The sequence below is a fragment of the Marinagarivorans algicola genome (assembly GCF_001292705.1).
GTDB lineage: Bacteria > Pseudomonadota > Gammaproteobacteria > Pseudomonadales > Cellvibrionaceae > Marinagarivorans > Marinagarivorans algicola.
In genome coordinates, this window is sequence record NZ_LGAK01000042.1 from 1 (window position 1) to 626 (window position 626).

A 626-nucleotide genomic window follows, 5' to 3' on the forward strand; every position below is an offset into this window, starting at 1 on the left:
TCTTTTTTGAGAGGCGTCAAGCCGTCATTATGTTTATGAGGTCGAATACAATTGTAATAGCGTAAAATATAATTATTAATGGCATGCTTTGCTGATAGAAAATCGGGCCATCCTTTTTTGGGCATCCACTCGGTTTTTAAGCTACGAAAGAATCGTTCCATCGGTGCATTATCCCAGCAATTGCCTCGTCGACTCATGCTGTGTTTAATCTTGTAGCACTTGAGTTTTTTGCGATAGGCCTTGCTTGTAAAATGGCACCCTTGATCTGAGTGCAACATAAGATTCTTTGGTTTTCCGCGCGCCCAATAGGCCATCTGGAGCGCCTTAATCGTTAACGCTGAATCAGGGCTGTTCGAGAGCGCCCAACCCACAGGACGACGCGCAAATAAATCTAAAACGACAGCTAAATAAGTCCATTCCTCGCCCGTCCAAATATAGGTCACATCGGTACACCAGACTTTATTGGGGGCGTCGACATCAAACTCACGATTCAGGTGATTACCTACGTCTACATGCTCCTTTTTACCCATCTTTCGTGGATATTTAGGTGGCTGACAGCTCTTTAATGACAGTGACTTCATGGCTTTAGCCGCGCGGTAACGCGAGAGCTCAAGGCCATTATTACT

General features: G+C 45.0%; 1 protein-coding gene. It reads right to left on the reverse strand.

Annotated elements, in window-relative coordinates:
• On the reverse strand, nucleotides 1-626 hold a 626-nt coding region (locus AC438_RS13010), incomplete at both ends, for an IS3 family transposase (protein WP_156317078.1).